A 17,352-nucleotide genomic window follows, 5' to 3' on the forward strand; every position below is an offset into this window, starting at 1 on the left:
CGGCGCCATGGTCCGGCGGACCTCCGGCGGCGAGGCTGAACGCGTACACCTTCTCGAACCAAAGGAACTCCTGTGACCAGCCCGAAGCCGCCCCGCCGCCGTACGGTCCGCACCGCCGTCGTCGGCACCCTCGCCGCTGCCGCCTGCGTCGTCCTCACGGCGGGCAGCGCCGGGGCGATCGTCAACGGCGGCGACTCCACCGAGGCGTACCCCTTCATGGCGACGATCCCGGAGTCGGCCCCGAAGTACGGTCTGCTCGACGGCGTCTGCGGGGCGTCGCTGATCGACCGGCAGTGGGTGCTGACGGCGGCGCACTGCGTGACGGGCGACGGGCTCGAACTGGAGGGCGTCGTCCGGGTCGGCAGCGACCACCGGAAGTCCGGCGGCACCGTCCGGAAGATCGACCGCGCCTTCGTCCACCCCGGCTACGTGAACGGTGACGGGAAGGGCGCCAACAAGGACGACATCGCGCTGGTCCGTCTCGACCGCCCGGTCGCCCAGCAGCCCATCGGGATCGCGAAGGAGGCGGGCCGGCCGGGCACCCCGACCCGGCTCATCGGCTTCGGCACCACCGTCGACGGCACGTTCGCGTTCGCGGACCGCCTCCAGGAGCTGAACACCCGCCTGGGCGCCGTGTCCGAGTGCGCGCCCGGATTCGCGGACCCGATCCGGCTGTGCACGATCAGCCCCGCGCCCGGGGCCATGGCGTGCTCCGGGGACTCCGGCGGCCCCCAGGTCCGGAAGGGCCGGAACGGACGGTGGGAACTCGTCGGCGTCACCTCGGGCCCCGGCGCCCCGGACGTGCCGTGCTCGAAGGGCCCCGGTCTCTACACCAGCGCGCCCGCCTACGCGCGGTGGATCCACACGACCATGAAGGACAACGCCGCCCGTACGACGGCGCAGGACGGCACCGCCCTCGCCGAGACCGGTACGAACGACAGCACCGCGGCGCTCACCGGCACGGCGTCGGCGCTGGTCCTCGCGGGCGGCACCGCCGTCGCGCTGCACCGCCGGAAGGCCCGCCGCGCCGCCTGACGTCCCGCACGGTCGCACGGGCGGTTGGGCGGTCGGGCGGTCGGGCGGGCGCACGGTCGCACGGGCGCACGGGCAGTCGGTCGGGCGTCGGCGGAGCCCCGGGACCCGGCAGGCCGAGGCAACCCCTCGCCCGCTCCGTGCATCTTTACGGCCACAACAGGGGGCGTGAGGCCCCGCAGCCTTCGAAAGAGACCGTGAGCGCCGCCATGAACGCGTCCCCCGTCACCGCCCCGGTGCCCGAAACGAACAGAACAGCCTGGGTCCACGCGACGGCGTCGGCATGCGTCGGAGGACTCCTCCTCGGTGTCCTGACCAACCTGCTCCAGGGCTGGCTCCCGGGGGCCTGGAACCAGATCCCCAACTCCGGTGCGGTCTGGTCTGTCGCCGCGTTCGCCGCGGGCGCGCTGCCGGCCCGGCGGGCCGGCCTGCCCGTGGCCGCCGTCGCGGGCCTGCTCGCCGAGTCCGGCCTCGTCGTCGGCTACTACGGCTACGCGGAGGTCGCGCGCGACGGCATGGGCTCCCTGTTCGCCCCCCTCGTCTGGCTCGGCATGGCGTTCGTCGCCGGCCCCCTCTTCGGGGTGGCGGGCTCCTGGTGGCGGGACACCGACCCGCGCCGCCGCGTCATCGGCCTCGCCGCGCTCTCGGGCGTCTTCGGCATGGAGGCCGTCCACTACGCCTGGATCCTGCACTACGCCCCCCAGGCATGGGCGTGCCTCGCCGTCATGGTCCTCGTGCCGCTGCTCATGGGCCGCACCCACAGGGAACGCGCGCTGACCCTCCTGACCGCCGTTCCCTTCTCGCTGCTCGCCTACCTCGTCTTCGACAAAATGATCCTGACGACCCTCCTCGGCTGAGGGCGCGGGACGACGCGGGGCGGCGGCAGGGCGGGCGCCCGAAGCCGCGAGAGGCGGCCCCGGGCGCCGCCGCGCCCGTCCTGCCTCGCGTCGACCGGGGCAAGAGGGGTGCGGCGGTGTCTTCTCCGAGGACCCTCAGATGTCCCGAAAGATCTCGATCTGCGCCCCCACCGAGTTCAGCCGCTCCGCCAGGTCCTCGTATCCCCGGTTGATGACGTACACGTTCCGGAGGACCGACGTGCCCTCGGCCGCCATCATCGCCAGGAGGACGACCACGGCCGGGCGGAGGGCCGGCGGGCACATCATCTCGGCGGCGCGCCAGCGGGTCGGGCCCTCCACCAGGACGCGGTGGGGGTCGAGGAGCTGGAGGCGGCCGCCGAGGCGGTTGAGGTCGGTGAGGTAGATCGCGCGGTTGTCGTAGACCCAGTCGTGGATCAGGGTCTTGCCCTGCGCCGTGGCCGCGATGGCCGCGAAGAAGGGGACGTTGTCGATGTTCAGGCCGGGGAACGGCATGGGGTGGATCTTGTCGATCGGCGCCTCCAGCTTGGAGGGGCGGACCGTCAGGTCGACCAGGCGCGTACGGCCGTTGTCGGCGGAGTACTCGGCCGAGCGGTCGTGGTCGAGGCCCATCTCCTCCAGGACGGCGAGCTCGATCTCCATGAACTCGATCGGGACCCGGCGGATCGTCAGCTCCGACTCGGTGACGACGGCGGCGGCCAGCAGGCTCATCGCCTCGACCGGGTCCTCGGAGGGGGAGTAGTCGACGTCCACGTCGATCTGCGGCACGCCGTGGACGGTCAGGGTGGTGGTGCCGATGCCGTCCACCCGGACGCCGAGGGCCTCCAGGAAGAAGCAGAGGTCCTGGACCATGTAGTTGGACGAGGCGTTGCGGATGACGGTCACGCCGTTGTGCCGGGCGGCGGCGAGCAGCGCGTTCTCGGTGACCGTGTCGCCGCGTTCGGTCAGGACGATCGGGCGGCCGGGAGAGACCGAGCGCTCGACCTGGGCGTGGTAGATCCCCTCGGTGGCCGTGACCTCCAGGCCGAAGCGGCGCAGCGCGATCATGTGCGGCTCGATCGTGCGGGTGCCGAGGTCGCAGCCGCCGGCGTACGGCAGCCGGAAGCGGTCCATGCGGTGCAGCAGCGGGCCGAGGAACATGATGATCGAGCGGGTGCGGATGGCGGCCTCGGAGTCGATCGACTCCATGTCCAGCTCGGCCGGCGGCACGATCTCCAGGTCCACGCCCTCGTTGATCCAGCGGGTGCGCACGCCGATGGAGTGGAGGACCTCCAGGAGCCGGAAGACCTCCTCGATGCGGGCGACCCGGCGCAGGACCGTGCGGCCCTTGTTGAGGAGCGAGGCGCAGAGCAGCGCGACGCAGGCGTTCTTGCTCGTCTTGACGTCGATGGCACCGGAGAGGCGGCGGCGGCCGACGACCCGGAGGTGCATGGGGCCCGCGTATCCCAGGGACACGATCTCGCTGTCCAGGGCTTCGCCGATCCGGGCGATCATCTCAAGGCTGATGTTCTGGTTGCCGCGTTCGATGCGGTTGACGGCGCTCTGGCTCGTGGCCAGCGCCTCGGCGAGCTGCGTCTGGGTCCAGCCACGGTGCTGCCGGGCGTCACGGATGAGCTTGCCGATGCGTACGAGGTAGTCGTCTGCCATGGCGTCACGTTATCTCAGATATGAGATGAAGATCGAAGCGGGGGTGGGCCGTCAGGGTGAAAGGCCGTGCGCGGTCGGGTGATGCGGTTCGTAGAGGGGGAGTTCGGTCCCGCTCGGCAGCCGGACGGCCGCGAGCAGCCCCCACCCCTGGTCGCTGATGGGCCGTGAGATCTCCGCGCCCCGGTCCTCCAGGACCGTCAGGGTGCGGGTGAGGTCGTCGCACATGAAGTACATCTCCTGCCGCGGCCCGTTCTCCGTGGGGAGCACCGCGATCTCGGCGGGTGGCAGTCCGAAGACGAGCCAGCCGCGCCCGGCGTCCACGTGCCCGAAGCCGAGGACGTCCCGGAGGAAGTCGCGGTCCGCCTCCGCGTCCCGGGTGTAGAGGGTCACATGCACGCCGCTGAACATGCCCCGATCCTCGGCGCCCCGCGCGGGGACGGCCACCGGGCCGCGTCCGTACGGGTCGCGACCGCGTCCGCACGCGCCCCGCCGCGCGCCGGAGGGGCGGCACCCCGTGTGCCGGAGGGGCGACGCCCCGCGCGCCCGGGGAGCGACACCCCGCACTTCCCCGGCATCCGGGCATGACCGGGCGGCGGGGATGCACTAGAGTTATCTCGACATCGAGATAACTGCTTACGGCGCACCGTGGCCGCCCGATTGGTAAGGGTTACCTAAGTAAGTCTTACCTCAACGGATTCACGAGGAGTCGTGGCGGCAGTATGACGGTAGTACGCGCACATTGATGAAGGAGACTGTCGTGTCGGCGAACAGCTTCGACGCCCGCAGCACGCTGCGCGTGGGCGACGAGTCGTACGAGATCTTCAAGCTGGACAAGGTCGAGGGCTCCGCGCGCCTCCCTTACAGCCTGAAGGTCCTCCTGGAGAACCTGCTCCGCACCGAGGACGGCGCGAACATCACCGCCGACCACATCCGGGCCCTCGGCGGCTGGGACTCGCAGGCTCAGCCGAGCCAGGAGATCCAGTTCACGCCGGCCCGCGTGATCATGCAGGACTTCACCGGTGTGCCCTGCGTCGTCGACCTCGCCACCATGCGCGAGGCCGTCAAGGAGCTCGGCGGCGACCCGGCGAAGGTCAACCCGCTCTCCCCGGCCGAGCTGGTCATCGACCACTCGGTCATCGCCGACAAGTTCGGCACCAAGGAGGCGTTCGGCCAGAACGTCGAGCTGGAGTACGGCCGCAACAAGGAGCGCTACCAGTTCCTGCGCTGGGGCCAGACCGCCTTCGACGACTTCAAGGTCGTCCCGCCCGGCACCGGCATCGTCCACCAGGTGAACATCGAGCACCTGGCCCGCACGGTCATGGTCCGCAACGGCCAGGCGTACCCCGACACCCTCGTCGGCACCGACTCGCACACCACCATGGTCAACGGCCTCGGCGTGCTCGGCTGGGGCGTCGGCGGCATCGAGGCCGAGGCCGCGATGCTCGGCCAGCCGGTCTCCATGCTCATCCCGCGCGTCGTCGGCTTCAAGCTGACCGGCGAGCTGCCGGCCGGCACCACCGCCACCGACCTGGTCCTCACGATCACCGAGATGCTGCGCAAGCACGGCGTCGTCGGCAAGTTCGTCGAGTTCTACGGCGAGGGCGTCGCCGCCACCTCCCTCGCGAACCGCGCCACCATCGGCAACATGTCGCCGGAGTTCGGCTCCACCGCCGCGATCTTCCCGATCGACGACGAGACGCTGAAGTACCTGCGCCTCACCGGCCGTGACGAGCAGCAGGTCGCGCTCGTCGAGGCGTACGCCAAGGAGCAGGGCCTCTGGCTCGACCCGGCCGCCGAGCCCGACTTCTCCGAGAAGCTGGAGCTCGACCTCTCCACGGTCGTCCCCTCCATCGCCGGTCCGAAGCGCCCGCAGGACCGCATCGTCCTCGCGAACGCCGCCGAGCAGTTCGCCAAGGACCTCCTCAACTACGTCGAGGTCCCCGCCGCCCAGGCCGGCACCGCCGCCTCCCCGGTGGACGAGGCGAGCGTCGAGTCCTTCCCGGCCTCCGACGCCCCGGCCTACGGCAGCCAGGAGAACGGCGCGGGCGCCCCGCAGCACGCCGAGGGCACCGGCGCCGAGGTCCCGTCCCGCCCGGTCACCGTCACCGCCCCCGACGGCAGCACCTACGAGATCGACCACGGCGCCGTCACCGTCGCCGCGATCACCTCCTGCACCAACACCTCGAACCCGTACGTCATGGTCGCCGCCGCCCTCGTGGCGAAGAAGGCCGTGGAGAAGGGCCTGACCCGCAAGCCGTGGGTCAAGACCACCCTCGCCCCGGGCTCGAAGGTCGTCACCGACTACTTCGACAAGGCGGGCCTCACCCCGTACCTCGACAAGGTCGGCTTCAACCTCGTCGGCTACGGCTGCACCACCTGCATCGGCAACTCCGGCCCGCTGCCGGAGGAGGTCTCCAAGGCCGTCAACGAGCACGACCTCGCGGTCACCTCGGTCCTCTCCGGCAACCGGAACTTCGAGGGCCGCATCAACCCCGACGTCAAGATGAACTACCTGGCCTCCCCGCCGCTGGTCGTCGCGTACGCCATCGCGGGCTCCATGAAGGTGGACATCACCAAGGACGCGCTCGGTACCGACACCGAGGGCAACCCGGTCTTCCTCAAGGACATCTGGCCGTCCGAGGCCGAGGTCAACGACGTCGTCGCCAACGCCATCGGCGAGGACATGTTCAACAAGTCCTACCAGGACGTCTTCGCGGGCGACGCCCAGTGGCAGGCGCTGCCGATCCCGACCGGCGACACCTTCGAGTGGGACGCCGAGTCCACCTACGTCCGCAAGCCCCCGTACTTCGAGGGCATGACGATGGAGACCACCCCGGTCACCGACATCACGGGCGCCCGCGTGCTCGCGAAGCTCGGCGACTCGGTCACCACCGACCACATCTCCCCGGCCGGCGCCATCAAGGCCGACACCCCGGCCGGCCAGTACCTCACCGAGCACGGTGTGGAGCGTCGTGACTTCAACTCCTACGGCTCGCGCCGGGGCAACCACGAGGTCATGATCCGCGGCACCTTCGCCAACATCCGCCTGCGCAACCAGATCGCGCCGGGCACCGAGGGCGGCTACACCCGCGACTTCACCCGGGACGGCGGACCGGTGTCGTTCATCTACGACGCCTCCCGCAACTACATCGAGCAGGGCATCCCGCTCACGATCCTCGCGGGCAAGGAGTACGGCTCCGGCTCGTCCCGCGACTGGGCCGCCAAGGGCACCGCGCTCCTGGGCGTCAAGGTCGTCATCGCCGAGTCGTACGAGCGCATCCACCGCTCGAACCTCATCGGCATGGGCGTCCTGCCGCTCCAGTTCCCGGAGGGCCGGTCCGCCGAGAGCCTCGGCCTGACCGGCGAGGAGACCTTCTCCTTCACCGGCGTCGAGGAGCTGAACGACGGCACCACGCCGCGCACGGTCAAGGTCACCACCGACACCGGTGTCGAGTTCGACGCGGTCGTCCGCATCGACACGCCCGGCGAGGCGGACTACTACCGCAACGGCGGCATCATGCAGTACGTGCTGCGCAACCTGATCCGCGGCTGACGCCCGGAACCCGGCGGTACGAAGCGGGCCCCGCTCCTCGGAGGAGGAGCGGGGCCCTTTCGGTTCCCTCACGACCGTGCCGCGGAGGCGCGGGGCGTCGAGGGCGCCGGAACCGTCAGAAGATCAGACGGTAGGTGTTCCAGCCGGAGCCGACCTTCTTGCGGGGCTTGAACGCGGGCGACTTGACGCCCGTGCCCGGGTACAGCCACAGCACGCCCGCGGAGTCGCGGGCGACCAGGTCGGTGACCCCGTCGAAGTCGACGTCGCCGCTGGAGACGAAGGTGGGCAGGCCGTTCCAGCCGCTGCCGGCCTGGTAACGGTTGCCGAACGGCTTCGCGTAGTTGCCCGTGCCCGGGTACACCCACAGGTTGCCCGACTTGTCGCGAGCGACCACGTCGTTCTTGCCGTCGTTGTTCAGATCGCCCTTGCCGGTGATCTGGTTCATGCCGCCCCAGCCGGTGCCGACCTTGACGCGCGGGGCGAACTTGCCGTTGCCGTACCCGAGGTACAGGTACAGGTTGCCGGAGGCGTCCCGGGCGAGCAGGTCGGCCGCGGCCGCACCGCCGAGGGTGCCCACGGAGACGACCTTGTCGAAGACGCCCCAGCCGCCACCGAGGTCGATGGTCGACTCGCCCCACGGGGTGTAGTGCAGACGGCCGCCCGTGACGCCCCAGGCGCCGTCGGAATCGCCGTCGCCGTCCTGGTCGGCCATCGTGAGGTGCTGCGTGTACTCCCAGCCGTAGCCGCCGTACTGGCGCTCGCCGAAGCCGCCGGTGCCGTTCGGCATGTAGGAGTACATGGTGCCCGACTTGTCCACGCCGCGCAGCTCGCCGTCGGCGACGGCGGAGGCGCTGGACGCGGCGAACGTGCTCGCCTTCGGCGCCGCCTTCTGGGCGGCCGAGGCCGAACGGGCGGGCTGCGGGGCGTCGGCCGCGACCGCGGCCGTGGTGGTGCCGACGAGAGCGGCGGTTATCGCCGCGACCGTGATGCGGGACAGCGCGCCCGCACGGTTCAGGCCAGAAAAGTTGGCCACGTAGTACTCCAGATCCGAGTGGAAAAAGACGGTCCCCGCCGCGCGTCCGTCACGAGGAGGAGCGGGCGGGACCCCTATGATCTCGTATCTTCCTCACGAGATCTTCACCGGTCCACAGGTTTGTGACACAGCTGTTTCCGTCCCGGCCATATATCCCGTTCGTCCTTTTGGCCGTTCGGGTGGTCGTCCCGTTATGTCCGGACGTGGTGCGTCCCGGCGCCGCCGGTTTCGCGTACGGCCTCCAGTACGGGCGGAAGTGGTGCGGTGTCAAGAGTGTCCGCCGACGAGTGATTGGACGAAACGCCGCAGATCCGGCCTGGTCATCCCGCAGGTCTCAACTCGGGAAAGATGGCTGCCGAAACCTGCTTTCGATCTTGCTCAGGTGAAGGGAAGTGGACTATACCTGTCGCGTCCAGCCCGTCGTATTCACCGACGACGGCCCGACGCGTGCACGACCCGGCTGCAAATGACCGCGGTGGCGGGGCCCTTCGCCTGAGGCGAGTGAGAACGGGCGACCGGTACACCGCCTGAGTCCTGAATGAAGGCGAGGACTTGAGCATGGGATCCACCTCCGCACAGACCAATGAGGGCCTTGGCCGTCGCGATCTGATCAAGCGTTCCGTCGCTGTCGGTCTGATCTCCGTACCGACCATGGGGTTCCTCTCCGCCTGTGCGAGCAGTGACGGCGGCGGCAACGGAAAGGTCGAGAAGGGGACGAAGTCCGACAAGAACCCCCTCGGCGTGAACGACTCGGCCCCGCTCGACTTCGTCCTCTTCGACGGCGGTTTCGGGCAGCAGTACGCCAAGGACGCGATCAAGGTCTACGAGACCAACTACCCCAAGGCGAAGGTCAAGTTCACCCCGACCCAGAAGATCACCACCACCCTGCAGCCGCGCTTCAACGGCGGCACCCCGCCGGACCTCATCGACAACTCCGGCGCCGAGCAGATGGACATGGGCGTCCTCGTCGGCCAGAAGCAGCTCGCGGACCTCACCCCGCTCCTCGACGCGCCCTCCGTCGACGACCCGAAGAAGAAGGTCCGCGACACCCTGCGGCCCGGCATCGTCGAGATGGGCCGGTTCGACGGCGAGCAGGTGTGGATCCTGTACTACGCCTACACGGTCTACGGCGTCTGGTACTCGCAGAAGCTGCTCGACTCGCTCGACGCCAAGTACCCGGAGACCTGGGACGAGATGCTGGACGTCTGCGAGAAGGCCAAGAAGAAGGGCATCGCCGGCTGGACGTACGCGGGCAAGCACCCGTACTACGTGCCCTTCTCGCTCTACCCGATGATCGGCAAGGTCGGCGGCCGCGAGGTCCTGGACGCCATCGACAACCTGGAGCCGAAGGCGTGGGAGCACCCCGCCGTCAAGGCGTGCTTCGAGGCGTACTACGAGCTGGTCCGGAAGGGCTACATCCTCAAGGGCACCCCCGGCCTCGACCACATCCAGTCGCAGACCGCCTGGACCGAGGGCAAGGCGCTGTTCATCCCGAACGGCTCCTGGGTCGAGAACGAGGCCGCCAAGACCATGCCGGCCGACTTCAACCTGGCCGTCTCCGCCCCGACCGGCCTCGACGCCTCCGACAAGATGCCCTTCGGCACCATCTGGGCGTCCGGCGGCGAGCCCTTCGTCGTCCCGGCCAAGGCGAAGAACGCCGAGGGCGGCATGGAGCAGCTGCGCATCATGCTCAGCGAGGCGTCCTCCAAGAACTTCACCCAGTCGGTGAAGTCCCTGTCGGCCTTCAACGGCGGCACCGACGGCATCGAGCTGACCCCGGGCCTCAAGTCCGGCGTCGCCGCCCTGGAGAAGGCGGGCCAGAACGTCGTCAACCCGCGCCTCCAGGACTGGTACGTCGCCCTCCAGAAGGAGAAGATCGGCGTCGCCGGCATCGGCGAGATGATGGCCGGGCGCGCCACCCCCGCCGAGACGATCAAGAAGATCCAGAAGTTCGCCGACGAGGCGGCCAAGGACTCGAGCATCAAGCACTACAAGCACCAGTGACCACTGCCGGGGCCCCTTCCCGCCGACCGGGAGCGGGCCCCGGGCCCTTCGCGTGCCACAACAGCGGCGCGCTTCCGCGGGAAGATCGGGGTCGGTAGGAAATGCAACACGGCAAGTACCGTTTCATCGTGGGGTTCCTGGCGGCCCCCCTCGCGCTCTACGCGCTGTTCGTCGTCTGGCCGTTCATCCAGTCCATCTATTACTCCTTCACGGACTGGACCGGACTGAGCCCCGAATTCGGAATGATCGGTTTCGGGAACTACAGCAGGATGCTGGACGACGAGGTCTTCTGGAAATCGCTCCAGCACAGCCTGACCTTCGCGGTGGTGCTGCCGCTGGTGACGGTCGGTCTCGCGCTGTTCTTCGCGTTCATGCTCAATGTCGGCGGTCGGCGCCGCAAGGGCGCGGCCATCGCGGGTGTGCGCGGCTCCTCCTTCTACAAGATCGTCTATTTCTTCCCGCAGGTGCTGTCGATCGCGATCGTCGCGCTGCTCTTCCAGTTCGCGTACAACCCGAACAGCGGAGCCATCAACTCCTTCCTGAAGGGCATCGGGCTCGGAAGCGTCCAGCCCGACTGGCTCGGCGACCCGGACCTCGCCCTCGTCTGCGTGATGGTCGTCCTCGTCTGGTCCACCGTCGGATTCTTCGTCGTCCTCTTCTCGGCCGGCATGGCGTCCATCCCGAGGGACTTCTACGAGGCGGCGCTGCTCGACGGCGCGAACCGCTTCACCACCTTCTTCAGGATCACCCTGCCGCTGCTCTGGGACACCGTGCAGTCCGGGTGGATCTACATGGGCATCCTGGCGCTCGGCGCGGAGTCCTTCGCCGTCGTCCAGATCATGACGGTCGGCCCCAGCGGCGGCGGTCCCGACTACTCGACCATCGTCCTTCCGTTGTACGTGTACCAGAAGGCGTTCCGGGACGGTCAGGCCGCCTACGCCACGACCATCGGCGTCGCCCTCCTCGTCGTCACGCTGGCCTTCGCGGCCGTCGTGATGAAGCTGGGCCGGCGCGAGCGGCTGGAGTTCTGATGAAGACGACCGACACTGCCACCACCGGCCCCGACCGGGCCCCCGGCCCCCCGGCGGGCTCCGGGACCACCGTCACCAAGACCACCGCCAGTGGTCCCCGGGCGAAGTCCCGGGGCGAGGGCGGGGTGCTCAACGTCTTCTCGCACGGCGTCCTGATCATCTGGGCGATCATGGTCGTCATGCCGCTGCTCTGGGCGGTCATGACCTCCTTCAAGACCGACAAGGCGATCTTCACCTCGCCCTGGTCGCTGCCCGACGGGCTGCACTTCGAGAACTGGTCGCGCGCCTGGACCGAGGCGCACATGAGCGACTACTTCCTGAACACCCTGCTGGTGGTCGGCGGTTCGCTCATCGGCACGCTCCTCCTCGGTTCGATGGCGGCCTACGTCCTGGCCCGCTTCGAATTCCCGGGCAACCGCTTCATCTACTTCCTCTTCATCGGAGGAATGAGCTTCCCGATCATCCTGGCGCTCGTGCCGCTGTTCTACGTGATGCAGAACATGGCCCTGCTCAACACGCTGCACGGCCTCATCCTCGTCTACATCGCGTACTCGCTGCCCTTCACCGTCTTCTTCCTCACCGCCTTCTTCCGCACCCTGCCCACCTCGGTGGCGGAGGCGGCGTTCGTGGACGGCGCCTCGCACACCCGCACCTTCTTCCAGGTGATGCTGCCGATGGCCCGGCCGGGCCTCATCAGCGTCGGCATCTTCAACTTCCTCGGGCAGTGGAACCAGTACCTGCTGCCCACCGTGCTCAACACGGAGCCGGAACAGAAGGTGCTCTCGCAGGGCCTGGTGCAGCTCGCGGTCAGCCAGGGCTACAAGGGCGACTGGTCCGGCCTCTTCGCCGGCCTGGTGATGGCGATGCTCCCGGTCCTCGCCGCCTACATCGTCTTCCAGCGACAGGTGGTGGCCGGTCTGACCGCCGGCGCCGTGAAGTGACCCGGGGGCCCTCGCGGCCCCGACAGCGCCTTCCGAGGGGCCCCCGGCACGCCGCCGGGGGCCCCTCCCGCCGTGCGGCGCGCGGGGAAACCGGCCGGCAGGACGGCGCGAACCACACCTCCGAGACTCAAGGTCTTGACGGGGGGCGAGCCGAAAGCGTCCCCTTAGAGTTCACATGTTGGAGAAAACGGTGGGAGTGAGTGAGTCGATGGAGACTCCGGGGTCGCAGACATCTCTGCACAGGGCCAATCTCGAACGGGTCGTCCGGGCGGTGCGCATGGCCGGCTCGCTCACCCAGGCGGAGATCGCCCGGGCGACGGGCCTCTCCGCCGCCACGGTCTCCAACATCGTGCGGGAGCTGAAGGACGGCGGCACCGTCGAGGTCACGCCCACCTCCGCGGGGGGCCGCCGGGCCCGCAGCGTCTCGCTCTCCGGTGACGCCGGCATCGTGATAGGGGTCGACTTCGGCCACACCCACCTCCGGGTCGCCGTCGGCAACCTGGCCCACCAGGTGCTCGCCGAGGAGGCCGAGCCGCTCGACGTCGACGCCTCCGCCGCCGAGGGCTTCGACCGGGCGGAGCAGCTGGTCAAACGGCTCATCGGGGCCACCGGGATCGGCACGGACAAGGTGATCGGCGTCGGCCTCGGCGTGCCGGGCCCCATCGACGTCTCCTCCGGGACCCTCGGCTCGACCTCGATCCTGCCGGGGTGGAGCGGCATCAACCCCGCCGAGGAGCTCTCCGGCCGTCTCGGCGTGCCCGTGCACGTCGACAACGACGCCAACCTCGGCGCCCTCGGCGAGCTGGTCTGGGGCGGCGGGCGGGGCGTCAAGGACCTGGCGTACATCAAGGTGGCCAGCGGCGTCGGCGCGGGCCTCGTGATAGACGGCCGGGTCTACCGGGGACCGGGCGGCACCGCCGGCGAGATCGGGCACATCACCCTGGACGAGTCGGGGCCGGTCTGCCGCTGCGGCAACCGCGGCTGCCTGGAGACCTTCACGGCCGCCCGCTACGTCCTGCCGCTGCTCCGGCCGAGCCACGGGCCCGACCTGACGATGGAGCGGGTCGTCCGGCTCGCCCGGGAGGGCGACCCCGGCTGCCGCCGGGTGATCGCGGACGTCGGGCGCCACATCGGCAGCGGCATCGCCAACCTCTGCAACCTCCTCAACCCCAGCCGGGTGGTGCTCGGCGGCGACCTCGCCGAGGCGGGCGAGCTGGTCCTCGCGCCCATCAGGGACTCCGTCTCGCGCTACGCGATCCCCAGCGCGGCCCGCCAGCTCTCGCTGGCCCAGGGCGCGCTCGGAGGGCGTGCCGAGGTGCTCGGCGCACTCGCCCTCGTCCTGAGCGAGATGGGCGATTCGACCCTGTTGGAGAGCACGCTGCCCGCGACGGCCCCGGCCTCCCGCCTTGCCTTCACTTAGATAACGAACACCACCGTTGTCATCTCGTTAAGAATTTACTTCTTGACGTCAACGTTGCGGCCGAGTTGACTTCGTGCAACCTCGGCCGCAACGTCGCGGCCTCGTCAGGGAGGCAACCCCACATGAACGCAGTGACGCGTCGCGCCGTCATAGCCACGGCCGCGGTCTCGATGGCCCTCTCGCTCGCCGCCTGCGGGCAGGCCGGTGGCGGCGACAGCGGAGACAAGGGCAGCACGACCAAGATCGGCCTGCTCCTTCCCGAGAACAAGACCTCGCGCTACGAGGCCCTGGACAAGCCCCAGTTCGAGAAGGCCGTCAAGGCGGCGTGCGACGACTGCGAGGTCGTCTACAACAACGCGGTCTCCGACGTCGTCAAGCAGAAGCAGCAGTTCGACCAGTTCATCGCCGACGGCATCAAGGTCATCGCCCTGGACCCGGTGGACGCCGCCAAGGCCGAGGGATGGGTCAAGGACGCGAAGGCCAAGGGCGTCAAGGTCGTCGCGTACGACCGCGCGATCCCGGGCGCCGACGCCTACGTCAGCCACGACAACAACAAGGTCGGCGAGCTCCAGGGCCAGGCCCTCCTCACCGCGCTCGGCGCGAAGGCCGCCACCGCCAACGTCGTGATGATCAACGGCGACGAGAAGGACCCGAACGCCGCCCTGTTCAAGAAGGGCGCGCACACCGCCCTCGACGGCAAGGTCGGCAAGATCGCCTACGAGGCGTCCGGCGAGTGGGACCCGAAGATCGCGGGCGAGAAGATGTCCGCCGCGATCTCCTCGGTCGGCAAGGACAAGATCGGCGCCGTCTACTCCGCCAACGACGGCATGGCCGGCGGCATCATCACCTCCCTGGAGAACGCCGGCGTCAAGGGCGTCCCGGTCGGCGGCCAGGACGCCGAGGTCGCGGGCGTCCAGCGCATCATCGCCGGCTCGCAGACCTTCACCATCTACAAGTCGCCGCTCCAGCTCGCGCCCGAGGCCGCCAAGTTCGCGGTGAACCTGCTCAAGGGCAAGGACCTCGGCGCCCAGGGCGCGACCGACGGCGTGCCGTCCACGCTCTTCCCGCCGGTCGTGGTGGACAAGTCCAACATCCAGTCCACGGTCGTCAAGGACGGCATCTACAAGGCCGCCGACCTCTGCACCGCGGACCTCGCCGCGAAGTGCGCCGAGCTGGGCGTCAAGTAGACCCCGGCACGCATCCGCCGGGCCCGGGGGCCCGGCGTCACGGACTCCGGACCCGGCCGCCCCTCCCGCACGGGGGGCGCCGGACCGCCCGCCGGCCGCGTACAGAGGGTGAAGCCCGCGTACGACCGGCCGGCGCGCCCGTCCGCGTCCGTCCCCTTCCGGCCCGCCCGGTCCCCGGCCGACCCAGACCCCGCTGTCGGCCCGGGACCGGACGGGCTCACCCCCTCCCGATACTTTGGCGCTGCACCGGCGGCGCGACATGCCGCCGCCCGCGGGCGGCGAAGGAGTTGGTTCACGTGTCCCAGACGCCCGTGCTGGCGTTGCGCGGGATCTTCAAGCGGTTCGGAGCGGTTCAGGTCCTCTCCGGTGTCGATCTCGAAGTCCACGCAGGTGAGGTCGTCGCGCTCGTCGGCGACAACGGAGCGGGAAAGTCCACGCTGGTCAAGACGATCGCCGGGGTGCACCCCATCGACGAGGGCGTCATCGAGTGGGAGGGCCGTCAGGTCGAGATCTCCCGCCCGCAGGACTCCCAGAGCCTCGGCGTCGCGACCGTCTACCAGGACCTCGCGCTCTGCGACAACCTCGACGTCGTCGCCAACCTGTTCCTCGGCCGCGAGATCAAGAAGGGCGGCGTCCTCGACGAGGTCGCCATGGAGAAGCGCGCGAAGGACCTCCTCTCCACCCTCTCCATCCGCATCCCCAGCGTCCGCATCCCCGTCGCCGCCCTCTCCGGCGGCCAGCGGCAGGTGGTCGCCATCGCCCGCGCCCTGGTCGGCGACCCCAAGATCGTGATCCTCGACGAGCCGACCGCCGCCCTCGGCGTCGAGCAGACCGCCCAGGTCCTCGACCTGGTCGAGCGGCTGCGCGAGCAGGGCCTCGGCGTCATCCTCATCAGCCACAACATGGCCGACGTGAAGGCCGTCGCGGACACCGTGGCCGTCCTGCGCCTGGGCCGCAACAACGGCACCTTCCCGGTCGCCACCACCACCCACGAAGAGATCATCGCCGCGATCACCGGTGCCACGGACAACGCCGTGACCCGTCGCCAGGCCCGCAACGCGGAGGTAGCGAAGTGAGCACGTCCCCGCAGCCCGCGAGCGGCCCGGCCGCGGTGCCCGACCCCCGCGCCCCCGAGGGCGACGCGCCGGTCACCGAGACCCCGGCCGCCGCCGCGGTCCCCGCCGTCGACCCGCGCCTCCTCGTCCGCGAGCAGGGCTTCAAGGGATACGTCGACGAGTTCCGGCGCAAGATCCGCTCCGGCGAGATCGGCTCGCTGCCCGTCGTCGTCGGCCTCATCGTCATCGGCGTCGTCTTCCAGGCCCTCACCGGCAACTTCATCACCCCGTACAACCTCGACCAGATCACGCTGTACGCGGTCGGCCCCGGCATCATGGCCGTCGGCATCGTCTTCGTCCTGCTGCTCGGCGAGATCGACCTCGCCGTCGGCTCCGTGGCCGGTCTCGCCGGCTCCGTCTGGGGCGTCCTCGGCACCGACATGCCCGACGGGCTCGCCATCCTCCTCGGCATCCTGTCCGGCACCCTGATCGGCGCCTTCCACGGCATCGTGTTCGCCAAGATCGGCGTGCCCGCCTTCGTCGTCACCCTCGCCGGCTTCCTCGGCTGGGCCGGCCTCCAGACCTGGGTGATGGGGGAGCGCTCCACCATCTCCACCCCGATCGGCAGCTTCGTCGGCGACCTCACCAAGTACTACTTCTCCGACGTCGCCGCCGCCTACGGCCTCGCCGCCGTCGTGATCGCCGCCTTCTACCTGGCCCAGTTCCGCGACGCGCGCCGCCGCGGGGCCGCCGGCCTCCCGCACCGCCCGCAGAGCGAGATCGCCCTGCGCACCGCCGTCCTCGCGGTCCTGGTCCTCGTCGCCGCGTACGGCTTCAACCAGCAGCAGGGCCTGCCGCTCTCCCTGGTGATCTTCCTGGTCATCCTGCTCGTCACCGACTTCGTGCTCCGCCGCACCACCTACGGCCGCCAGGTCTTCGCCGTCGGCGGCGGCATCGAGGCGGCCCGCCGGGCCGGCATCAACGTGGCGTGGATCCGCGTCTCGGTCTTCATGATCTCCGGCACCCTGGGCGCCGTCGGCGGCCTCTTCCTCGCCTCCGCGACCGGCGGCGCGGACCGCTCCCTCGGCGGCGGCAACCAGCTCATGATGTGCATCGCCGCCGCGGTCATCGGCGGCACGTCCCTGTTCGGCGGACGCGGCAAGGTCTGGTCGGCGCTCCTGGGCATCCTGGTCATCCAGTCGATCGTCCAGGGCCTCAACCAGCTGAACCTGTCCTCCAACGCGATCCAGTACATGATCACCGGCGCGGTCCTGCTCATCGCCGTGATCATCGACTCGGTCTCCCGCCGCACGCAGAAGACGGCGGGACGGGCCTGACGCCCGGAAGCCACGCGCGCGCGTAACGCTCGCCACACCGCCCGACGCCGTGAAACCGGCGCCGGGCGGTGCGGCGTCCGGAGCAGTACGCGGTGTCCCGCCCCGGGCGGTACGGACGGCCGGGTTCCGGCCCGGCGGACGACGCCCCGCCGCCCGGCCGGATGCCCGCGATCCGGGACGGAACATTAGACTCGACGAATCGGCAAGCTCGACCAGCTCAAACGCAAGGAGGAACGG

At 69.9% G+C, this 17,352-nt stretch carries 13 protein-coding genes; 10 read left to right on the forward strand and 3 right to left on the reverse strand.

From position 1 onward, the window contains the following. Positions 1-72: 72 nt before the first annotated feature. Both ACZ6AQ_RS07575 and ACZ6AQ_RS07580 read left to right on the forward strand, forming a co-directional pair. Entirely contained in the window at positions 73-1,035 is a 963-nt protein-coding gene (locus tag ACZ6AQ_RS07575) for a trypsin-like serine protease (RefSeq protein ID WP_468758240.1), read from the forward strand. A gap of 206 nt (positions 1,036-1,241) precedes the next feature. Further along, positions 1,242-1,889: a DUF6518 family protein gene (locus ACZ6AQ_RS07580; protein ID WP_468758241.1), complete on the forward strand. Its 648-nt coding sequence runs from the start codon at positions 1,242-1,244 to the stop codon at positions 1,887-1,889. 135 nt (positions 1,890-2,024) lie between these two features. Here ACZ6AQ_RS07580 and ACZ6AQ_RS07585 read toward each other — a convergent pair whose 3' ends face one another. Together ACZ6AQ_RS07585 and ACZ6AQ_RS07590 are read right to left on the reverse strand one after the other, a co-directional pair. After that, the gene (locus ACZ6AQ_RS07585; protein ID WP_468758242.1) at positions 2,025-3,554 is read right to left on the reverse strand and encodes a helix-turn-helix domain-containing protein; all 1,530 of its coding nucleotides are present in this window, start codon (positions 3,552-3,554) and stop codon (positions 2,025-2,027) included. A gap of 51 nt (positions 3,555-3,605) precedes the next feature. Beyond that, the gene (locus ACZ6AQ_RS07590; protein ID WP_388696633.1) at positions 3,606-3,962 is read right to left on the reverse strand and encodes a VOC family protein; all 357 of its coding nucleotides are present in this window, start codon (positions 3,960-3,962) and stop codon (positions 3,606-3,608) included. A 349-nt stretch (positions 3,963-4,311) separates the two neighbouring features. Here ACZ6AQ_RS07590 and ACZ6AQ_RS07595 point away from each other — a divergent pair, with 349 nt between their 5' ends. Beyond that, positions 4,312-7,107, forward strand: coding sequence for an aconitate hydratase (locus ACZ6AQ_RS07595; protein WP_468758244.1), 2,796 nt, complete (start codon positions 4,312-4,314; stop codon positions 7,105-7,107). 115 nt (positions 7,108-7,222) lie between these two features. Here ACZ6AQ_RS07595 and ACZ6AQ_RS07600 read toward each other — a convergent pair whose 3' ends face one another. After that, the gene (locus tag ACZ6AQ_RS07600; protein ID WP_468758245.1) at positions 7,223-8,140 is read right to left on the reverse strand and encodes an FG-GAP repeat domain-containing protein; all 918 of its coding nucleotides are present in this window, start codon (positions 8,138-8,140) and stop codon (positions 7,223-7,225) included. Positions 8,141-8,698: 558 nt separating this feature from the next. Between ACZ6AQ_RS07600 and ngcE the strand changes: the two genes are divergently transcribed. The 7 genes from ngcE (at position 8,699) to ACZ6AQ_RS07635 (ending at position 17,115) form a co-directional block, all read left to right on the forward strand. After that, complete coding sequence (ngcE, locus tag ACZ6AQ_RS07605; protein ID WP_468758246.1) at positions 8,699-10,144, forward strand: N-acetylglucosamine/diacetylchitobiose ABC transporter substrate-binding protein; 1,446 nt, start codon at positions 8,699-8,701, stop codon at positions 10,142-10,144. Between the two features lie 101 nt (positions 10,145-10,245). After that, a complete protein-coding gene (locus ACZ6AQ_RS07610) occupies positions 10,246-11,175 on the forward strand; it encodes a carbohydrate ABC transporter permease (protein ID WP_468758247.1) in 930 nt (309 codons plus the stop codon). Continuing rightward, entirely contained in the window at positions 11,175-12,116 is a 942-nt protein-coding gene (locus ACZ6AQ_RS07615; protein ID WP_468758248.1) for a carbohydrate ABC transporter permease, read from the forward strand. Before ACZ6AQ_RS07610 ends, ACZ6AQ_RS07615 begins: the two co-directional genes overlap by 1 nt. 208 nt (positions 12,117-12,324) lie before the next feature. Then, positions 12,325-13,536, forward strand: coding sequence for an ROK family transcriptional regulator (locus ACZ6AQ_RS07620; protein WP_388696960.1), 1,212 nt, complete (start codon positions 12,325-12,327; stop codon positions 13,534-13,536). Positions 13,537-13,658: 122 nt separating this feature from the next. Further along, entirely contained in the window at positions 13,659-14,723 is a 1,065-nt protein-coding gene (locus ACZ6AQ_RS07625; protein ID WP_388696647.1) for a sugar ABC transporter substrate-binding protein, read from the forward strand. Positions 14,724-15,019: 296 nt separating this feature from the next. After that, positions 15,020-15,799 (forward strand): ATP-binding cassette domain-containing protein, encoded by a 780-nt coding sequence (locus ACZ6AQ_RS07630; RefSeq protein WP_388696649.1) that lies wholly within the window; start codon positions 15,020-15,022, stop codon positions 15,797-15,799. Next, positions 15,796-17,115: a sugar ABC transporter permease gene (locus ACZ6AQ_RS07635; RefSeq protein WP_468758250.1), complete on the forward strand. Its 1,320-nt coding sequence runs from the start codon at positions 15,796-15,798 to the stop codon at positions 17,113-17,115. Before ACZ6AQ_RS07630 ends, ACZ6AQ_RS07635 begins: the two co-directional genes overlap by 4 nt. The last annotated feature ends 237 nt before the right edge of the window (positions 17,116-17,352 follow it).

This window comes from Streptomyces sp. NPDC041191, assembly GCF_055591945.1.

Excerpts from the sequence above, each read along its gene's own strand:
- ACZ6AQ_RS07580 (WP_468758241.1), top strand. The coding sequence starts at position 1,242 with ATGAACGCGTCCCCCGTCACCGCCCCGGTGCCCGAAACGAACAGAACA.
- ACZ6AQ_RS07585 (WP_468758242.1), bottom strand. The coding sequence starts at position 3,554 with ATGGCAGACGACTACCTCGTACGCATCGGCAAGCTCATCCGTGACGCC.
- ACZ6AQ_RS07590 (WP_388696633.1), bottom strand. The coding sequence starts at position 3,962 with ATGTTCAGCGGCGTGCATGTGACCCTCTACACCCGGGACGCGGAGGCG.
- ngcE (WP_468758246.1), top strand. The coding sequence starts at position 8,699 with ATGGGATCCACCTCCGCACAGACCAATGAGGGCCTTGGCCGTCGCGAT.
- ACZ6AQ_RS07610 (WP_468758247.1), top strand. The coding sequence starts at position 10,246 with ATGCAACACGGCAAGTACCGTTTCATCGTGGGGTTCCTGGCGGCCCCC.
- ACZ6AQ_RS07615 (WP_468758248.1), top strand. The coding sequence starts at position 11,175 with ATGAAGACGACCGACACTGCCACCACCGGCCCCGACCGGGCCCCCGGC.
- ACZ6AQ_RS07620 (WP_388696960.1), top strand. The coding sequence starts at position 12,325 with ATGGAGACTCCGGGGTCGCAGACATCTCTGCACAGGGCCAATCTCGAA.
- ACZ6AQ_RS07625 (WP_388696647.1), top strand. The coding sequence starts at position 13,659 with ATGAACGCAGTGACGCGTCGCGCCGTCATAGCCACGGCCGCGGTCTCG.